Consider the following 6,854-nt stretch of genomic DNA (forward strand, 5'->3'; position numbering starts at 1 on the left):
ACCGTGCTCTGCGGCTCGGCGTGTTGCGTCTACGGGCTCACCTTCACGAGCCACTTCTATGGCGCCAAGCGATCGGTGGGCTATGTGCCCTTCGACTCCGAGACGCTGGTGACGGGCAAGCTCTTCGAAGACGTACGCGAGGCCGTCGAGCAGCTCGCGGACCCAGCGAAGTACGACGCCGTGGTGGTGACGAATCTGTGCGTGCCCACGGCCTCCGGCGTGCCCCTGCGCCTGCTGCCCAAGTCCATCGACGGCGTCCGCATCATCGGCATCGACGTGCCGGGCTTCGGCGTGCCCACGCATGCAGAAGCGAAAGACGTGCTCGCCGGCGCCATGCTCAAATACGCCCGCGGTGAGGCGGAGCAGGGTCCGGTGCAGGCGCCCCGCGGCGGCCCGAGCAACAAGCCCACCGTGACGCTGCTCGGTGAAATGTTCCCGGCCGACCCAGTCGGTGTCGGTATGCTGCTTGAGCCCCTTGGGCTCGCCGCCGGCCCGGTCGTGCCGACCCGTGAATGGCGCGAGCTGTACGCGGCGCTCGATTGCGCCGCGGTCGCCGCCATTCATCCCTACTACACGGCTTCCATCCGGGAATTCCAGGAAGCCGGGCGTCGAATCGTCGGCTCCGCCCCGGTGGGACACGACGGCACTGCCGCATGGCTCGACGCAATCGGTGAGGCCTGCAACGTGCCCGCGGACAAGGTCGCCGCCGCCAAGAATGCGGCGCTGCCCATCATCCGCAAGGCGCTGGCTGAGGCGCCCGTGAACGGCACCATCACCGTTTCCGGCTACGAAGGCTCTGAGCTGCTGGTGGCCCGGCTGCTGATGGAGTCTGGAGCCCGCGTGCCCTACGTCGGCACCGCCGCGCCCAAGACCGAGTGGTCCAAGCCCGATCTGGAGTGGCTCGAGGCGCACGGCACCACGGTGCAGTTCCGCGCCGCGCTGGAGCAGGACAAGGCCGCGGTGGATGCCGTCAAGCCGGATTTGGCCATCGGCACTACACCCGTGGTGCAGCATGCCAAGCAGCAGCGTATCCCCGCGCTCTACTTCACCAACTTGATCTCCGCGCGCCCGCTCATGGGGGCCGCCGGTGCCGGCTCACTGGCGCAGGTGGTCAACGCCGCGCTCGCCAGTCGTGCCCGCTTCGACCGGATGAACGCATTCTTCGACGGGGTCGGCGACGGCGACACCGCCGGCATCTGGGACCGCATGCCCACGCGTGCCCGCAAGTCGGCCGGGGGGCGTTCCTGATGCTGATCCAGGACCTCGACCGCGCCGGCGGCTACTGGGGCGCCGTCTATGTCTTCACGGCCGTGAAGGGCATGCAGGTCATCATCGATGGCCCTGTGGGCTGCGAGAACCTGCCGGTCACTGCAGTCCTGCACTACACGGATGCCCTGCCGCCGCACGAGCTGCCGGTGGTCGTCACCGGGCTCGGCGAAGAAGAGCTGGGCCAGGAAGGCACCGAGGGCGCCATGCGCCGGGCCTTCTCGACGCTGGACGAGTCCAAGCCCGCGGTGGTGGTCACCGGCTCCATCGCCGAAATGATCGGCGGCGGCGTGACGCCGTCAGGCACCACGATACAGCGTTTCCTGCCCCGCACCATCGATGAGGACCAGTGGCAGTCCGCAGACCGCGCCATGGTCTGGCTCTGGCAACAGTACGGGCCGAAGAACGGCCGGAAAGCCAAGGCGAAGGCCCGTGTGGAAGGGAGCAAGCCCCGCGTCAACCTGATCGGCCCGATCTACGGCGTGTTCAACACTTGGTCGGACCTCGCCGAGGTGCGCCGGCTGGTGGAGGGCATTGGCGCCGAGGTCAACATGACCTTCCCGCTCGGCACGCACCTGGACGACATCCCGCAGCTCGCCGACGCCGACGTCAACGTCTGCCTGTACCGGGAGTTCGGCCGCAAGCTCTGCGAGGCGCTGGAGAAGCCCTATCTGCAGGCCCCCATCGGCCTGCACAGCACCACCAAGTTCCTCCGCGCCTTGGGGGAGCTCCTAGGCCTGGACCCGGAGCCGTTCATCGAGCGTGAGAAGCACACCACCATCAAGCCCATTTGGGACCTGTGGCGCTCGGTCACGCAGGACTTCTTCGGCACCGCGAGCTTCGGCATCGCCGCCACCGAGACCTATGCCCGCGGCGTGCGCCATTACCTGGAAGACGAGCTGGGGCTGCCCTGCAACTTCGCCTTCGCGCGCCGGCCCGGCCACAAGCCGGACAACGACGCGGTGCGCGCGGCCATCCACGACAACACGCCGCTGATCCTGTTCGGCGGCTACAACGAGCGCATGTACCTCGCCGAGATCGGCGGGCGCGCGGCCTACATCCCGGCCTCATTGCCCGGGACCATCATCCGCCGCCACACGGGTACGCCTTTTATGGGCTATGCCGGGGCGACCTACCTGGTTCAGGAGGTCTGCAACGCCCTGTTCGATGCCCTGTTCAACATCCTGCCCCTCGGCACCGAGCTGGACCAGGTGGACGCGACGCCGTCGCGCCTGGCGGCGGAAAACCGCCAGCTGCCCTGGGACGCCGAGGCCAAATTGCAGCTGGATCGGCTGCTGGAGGCCTACCCGGTGCTGACGCGGATCTCCGCGGCCAAGCGCCTGCGCGATGCGGCCGAGCAGGCCGCCCGCGACGCCGGCGAGGAGCAGGTGACGATTGCGCGCGTCCGTGCTGCACGGGACGCGCTCAGCGGAGGTCGTGCCGCATGACCGGCTGCGTCCAACTGCGCATTGGGCGCGGCGCAGCGGCACAACGCCGCGATCATCCGGTCGCGATGCCACGGCGCAGGGCGTCGTGCGCCGGCCGAACGTTCGCCAGGTCTGTCCACCCCGCGTCGCGGGTTGGTCGGTCCGCCGGAGCCGGACTCCGGCAGCCCCGCGGCCGCGCAGCAGTGTGCGCCGCCGGCCTGACGGCCCCTAGAACCTCACTGGAGGGTTAACCCATGGCAGACGATAAGTCCCTGAGCGGCATCACCGAAGAAGAGGCCCAAGAGTTTCACGGCATCTTCGTCCAGAGCATGAGCGGCTTCATCGGTGTGGCGGTCTTCGCGCACCTGCTGGCCTGGCTGTGGCGCCCCTGGCTCTGAGCGCCAGCGAACGCGAGGAACACCGTCGTCTTGAACCGCATCGTGGATAGCGCTCGGCGAAAGAGGCTCACACAAGGCTCCGACACCGCTGCGCATGAGCACGAACGCCCTGCGATGCACTTGGCTCGACTCAACCCGTAACCCGGAGAGTACGCATGAACGCAATCTACAAGATCTGGCTCATCTTCAACCCGAGCACCATCCTCCTCGCTCTGTTCGGCTTCCTGATCGTGCTGGCGCTGGCGATCCATTTGATCCTGCTCAGCACCACCGATTTCAACTGGCTGGAAGACGGCATTCCGGCGGTCGAGACCGCAACCGCGCCGGCCGTGCCGCAGCAGATGTAGGGGCCTGAACAGTGACGACGGCCGCCGGCACGGTCGACGGCCGCCGTCGAGCTCGCGACGCGGGTGCTGCACATCCCCCGCGGCACCCAAGCAGAGGAATTCATAATGGCCATGCTGAGTTTTGAGAAAAAATACCGCGTCCGCGGCGGTACCTTGGTGGGAGGGGATCTATTCGACTTCTGGGTGGGGCCGTTCTATGTCGGCTTCTTCGGGGTCACGTCGGTCTTCTTCGCCACGCTGGGTACCCTGCTGATCATCTGGGGTGCGGCTATCGGGCCCACCTGGAATGTTTGGCGCATCAACATCGCACCGCCGGATCTGAGCTATGGGCTCATGATGGCGCCGCTCACCGAAGGCGGGCTGTGGCAGATCATCACCATCTGCGCCATCGGTGCTTTCGTCTCCTGGGCCCTGCGCCAAGTGGAGATCTCCCGCAAGCTGGGCATCGGCCTGCACGTGCCCTTCGCCTTCAGCTTCGCGATCCTCGCCTATGTCACGCTGGTGGTGATCCGCCCCGTGCTCATGGGTGCCTGGGGTCATGGCTTCCCGTACGGCATCTTCAGCCATCTGGACTGGGTGTCGAACGTGGGCTACCAGTACCTGCACTTCCACTACAACCCGGCGCACATGCTGGCCATCACGTTCTTCTTCACGAACGCGCTGGCACTGGCTTTGCACGGGTCGCTGATTCTGTCGATGGTCAACCCGCAAGAGGGTGAGCCCGTGAAGACCTCGGAGCACGAGAACACCTTCTTCCGTGACTTCATCGGTTACTCCATCGGCGCACTGGCGATCCACCGTCTGGGCCTGTTCCTGGCCATCAACGCCGGGTTCTGGAGCGCCGTCTGCATCGTGCTGAGCGGCCCATTCTGGACCAAGGGGTGGCCCGAGTGGTGGAACTGGTGGCTGCAGCTGCCGTTCTGGTCATAAGAGGACACCGACATGGCCGAATATCAAAACATCTTCAATAAAGTCCAGGTCCGTGAGCCTGGCTACCCTGGTGTCCCGCTCCCCAAGGGCGAGATGCCGCGCCTCGGCAAGCCGGTTTTCAATTACTGGATCGGCAAAATCGGCGATGCACAGATCGGACCGTTCTACCTCGGCTTCGCCGGGGTCGCGTCCCTGGTCTGCGGCTTTATCGCCATCGAGATCATCGGCTTCAACATGGCCGCGCAGGTGAACTGGAGCCCGATCGAGTTCTTGCAGAACTTCTTCTGGCTCGCACTCGAGCCGCCGCCGCCCGCCTATGGGCTCAGCATTCCGCCGCTCGGCGACGGAGGCTGGTGGCTGATTGCCGGGTTCTTCCTGACCGCATCCATCATTCTGTGGTGGATTCGCACCTACCAGCGCGCCATTGCGCTCGGCACCGGCACACACGTGGCCTGGGCCTTCGCGGCGGCGATCTTCTTCTACCTGACGCTCGGGCTGATCCGCCCGGTGCTGATGGGCAGCTGGGGTGAGGCAGTGCCGTTCGGGATCTTCCCGCACCTGGATTGGACGGCGGCGATCTCGATTCGCTACGGCAACTTCTATTACAACCCGTTCCATGCACTGTCCATCGTGTTCCTGTACGGCTCGGCCGTGCTGTTCGCGATGCACGGCGGCACGATCCTGGCCGTGTCCCGCTACGGCGGCGACCGAGAAATCGACCAGATCACCGACCGCGGCACCGCCGCAGAGCGTGCCATGCTGCTGTGGCGCTGGACCATGGGCTTCAACGCGACCATGGAATCCATCCATCGCTGGGCCTGGTGGTTCGCAGTGTTGACGGTCATTACCGCCGGCATCGGCATCCTGCTGACGGGCACCGTGGTCGAGAACTGGTACCTGTGGGGCATCAAGCACGGCATCGTGGCGCCCTATCCGTCCGACCTGACGCTCCAGGATCCGAGCCTCTTGCAGGGGGTGTCGCAATGAAGATGCTCAATGGCAAAACGCTGGTTCTCGCAGCGGTCGGCGCAGCCGCGCTGATCACCGGCTGCGAGGCGCCGCCGCCGGAGGTGGTGCAGAACGGCTACCGCGGTCTCGGCATGCAGACCAACTACAACACCGATCGCCTGCAGGCGTCGCTGGACGCGAACGTGCCGCCGGAGCCCATTCCGGCAGCCACGCCCGGCGGCCCTAAGGCCAAAGATGTCTATAAGAATGTCCAGGTGTTGGGTGAGCTGACCGTTGCCGAGTTCAACCGCCTGATGGTTGCGCTCACCAACTGGGTCGCGCCGCAGGAAGGCTGCTACTACTGCCACGTGAACGAAGGCTTTGAGTACGACGGTATCTATACCAAGGTCGTCTCGCGGCGCATGATCCAGATGACGCAGACCACCAATGCGAATTGGAAGGACCATGTCGCAGACACCGGTGTGACTTGCTGGACCTGCCACCGCGGCAATCCGGTGCCGGAGTACGTCTGGACCAGCGACCCTGGCCCGGGCCAGCCGTCGATGATCGCCCCCACTGGGCAGAACGTCGCCGCCAAGTCCGTGGCCTATGCGTCATTGCCCTATGACCCGTTCACGCCCTTCCTGATGCAGGACAATGACGTCCGTGTCATCGGCGAGACCGTGCTGCCGCAGGGTAACCGCAGCTCCATCAAGCAAGCGGAATGGACCTATGGCCTGATGATGCACATGTCGTCGGCGCTGGGTGTCAATTGCACCTATTGCCATAACAGCCGTTCGTTCTACTCTTGGGATCAGAGCGCGCCGCAGCGGACCACCGCTTGGTATGCGATCCGGCACGTCCGGGAGATGAACAACGACTACGTGGTGCCGCTCTCGGAGATCATTCCAGACAGCCGCAAGGGGCCGCTGGGCGATGTCTACAAGATCTACTGCACCACCTGCCATCAGGGCGCCTATAAGCCTCTGTATGGCGCAAAGATGCTGAAGGACTACCCGTCCCTGGCGCAACCGTTGCCCGAGGGGGGCCTGGAAGCGGTGAAGGCGGCGAAGGAGGCCGAGGCCGCCGCGGCAGAGGCACCGGAGCAGCAGGCGAAGGCTGAGCAGGCCGAAGTGCCGGTCCCAGCACCTGCGGAAGCGCAACCGGCGCAGGAAGCCGCGGCTCCGGCAGCTGAGCCGGCACCGGAAGCGCAGCAGCCCGCCGCGGCCCCGGCGGCGCCTGCAGCGGCTCCTCCGCAGCTGCGCTATCCGCCGCCGAGCATGATGCAGTACCCGCCGGCGCCGTTGCAGTACCCGCCGGCTCCAGCCCCGCGCTAGGACAGCGGGTACGCTCCGGCACAAGACCAGGACCTCAGGGGTGACGGAACACCCGGTCCAAACCGGTCGTCGGCATCGCCGCCGGCCACCATTCGACGAACAGAGGTAATACCCATGGCTGATGACAAGAGCTTGAGCGGTCTGACCGAAGAAGAGGCCCAGGAATTCCATGGCATCTTCGTGCAGAGCATGAGCGGCTTT

7 protein-coding genes and 1 pseudogene are annotated in these 6,854 nt (G+C 65.8%); all 8 read left to right on the forward strand.

Translation table 11 applies throughout. The features are described from left to right. Positions 1 to 1,248: chlorophyllide a reductase subunit Y (gene bchY / locus I6U14_RS13375; protein ID WP_296900020.1), on the forward strand; the 1,248-nt coding region annotated here is incomplete at its 5' end. After that, entirely contained in the window at positions 1,248 to 2,714 is a 1,467-nt protein-coding gene (gene bchZ, locus I6U14_RS13380) for a chlorophyllide a reductase subunit Z (protein WP_296900021.1), read from the forward strand. The genes bchY and bchZ, both read left to right, overlap by 1 nt. A 233-nt stretch (positions 2,715 to 2,947) precedes the next feature. Next, on the forward strand, positions 2,948 to 3,091 hold the full coding sequence (gene pufB / locus I6U14_RS13385) for a light-harvesting antenna LH1, beta subunit (RefSeq protein WP_296900022.1): 144 nt from the start codon (positions 2,948 to 2,950) through the stop codon (positions 3,089 to 3,091). A 155-nt stretch (positions 3,092 to 3,246) separates the two neighbouring features. Then, entirely contained in the window at positions 3,247 to 3,438 is a 192-nt protein-coding gene (gene pufA, locus I6U14_RS13390; RefSeq protein ID WP_200240626.1) for a light-harvesting antenna LH1, alpha subunit, read from the forward strand. 105 nt (positions 3,439 to 3,543) lie between these two features. After that, entirely contained in the window at positions 3,544 to 4,368 is an 825-nt protein-coding gene (gene pufL / locus I6U14_RS13395; RefSeq protein WP_296900023.1) for a photosynthetic reaction center subunit L, read from the forward strand. 12 nt (positions 4,369 to 4,380) lie between these two features. Then, complete coding sequence (gene pufM, locus I6U14_RS13400; protein WP_296900024.1) at positions 4,381 to 5,355, forward strand: photosynthetic reaction center subunit M; 975 nt, start codon at positions 4,381 to 4,383, stop codon at positions 5,353 to 5,355. Beyond that, positions 5,352 to 6,653, forward strand: a complete 1,302-nt coding sequence (pufC, locus tag I6U14_RS13405; RefSeq protein WP_296900025.1) for a photosynthetic reaction center cytochrome PufC — start codon at positions 5,352 to 5,354, stop codon at positions 6,651 to 6,653. The genes pufM and pufC overlap by 4 nt, the downstream gene beginning before the upstream one ends. A gap of 114 nt (positions 6,654 to 6,767) precedes the next feature. Next, a pseudogene (locus I6U14_RS13410) lies at positions 6,768 to 6,854 on the forward strand (light-harvesting protein); the annotation flags it as partial.

It is taken from the genome of Thiohalocapsa sp. (assembly GCF_019695415.1).
Taxonomy (GTDB): domain Bacteria; phylum Pseudomonadota; class Gammaproteobacteria; order Chromatiales; family Chromatiaceae; genus Thiohalocapsa.